This window comes from Pseudomonas lundensis (assembly GCF_002269125.1).
In the GTDB taxonomy this organism is placed as follows: Bacteria; Pseudomonadota; Gammaproteobacteria; order Pseudomonadales; family Pseudomonadaceae; genus Aquipseudomonas; species Aquipseudomonas lundensis_A.
Genome location: NZ_NQKI01000100.1, coordinates 1 through 626 on the forward strand (window position 1 = coordinate 1; position 626 = coordinate 626).

The 626-nt window shown below is 48.4% G+C and carries 1 protein-coding gene; it reads right to left on the reverse strand.

Features of this window, described 5'->3' with window-relative positions; translation table 11 throughout:
• Nucleotides 1-325: hypothetical protein (locus CJF39_RS22935; protein WP_212556004.1), on the reverse strand; the 325-nt coding region annotated here is incomplete at its 3' end.
• Between the last annotated feature and the right edge of the window lie 301 nt (nt 326-626).

Here is a 626-nt window from a genome sequence, read left to right on the forward strand (position 1 = left end):
GTGGCTCAACGGGCGGCTTAACCGGGGGTTTCGCCGGTGGCTTAGCGGGGGGCTTAACCGGGGGTTTTACGGGTGGGCTCACAGGAGGCTTGAACGGCGGTTTTGTGACGGGTTTAGAAACCGTAACCTTCGGAAGTTTAGGGCTTAACTTAAAGCTCGCCATCTTCGCGCCTGAAACGTGGCTTTCTTCTCTTTGCGCGTCATCGTGTGCCAAACCAACAATCAAATCGTTCGGCTCTTCGAGCAACTCACACTCATCATCAGCACCTTTGGCAGTGTCGTTTTCGTGTATCTGAATACCTGCTTTATCATCGAGTCCATTCATTTATATCGTCCTTAAGCCGTCGTCTTGACAGCCACACTATTATTCAACACACCTACATTGGCAGTTGAGGTTGTTATCCACCTATTTAGAAACACTAAAACGAAACTTACTAAAAGCGAGTACCCACACAACAAAGAGCATTAAGAGAAGACTAATTTCTGCTTATACGACATCACCCTTCAGACTTTTCCGTAGGACTGCGCAAGCAACATGCTCATATCGTGTAGCTAGGCTCTGTACGTAAAGTATTGTCGCAAGCACCGCATAGCGCAGGCCAATGAGACCATCGCCGCAAAACTTG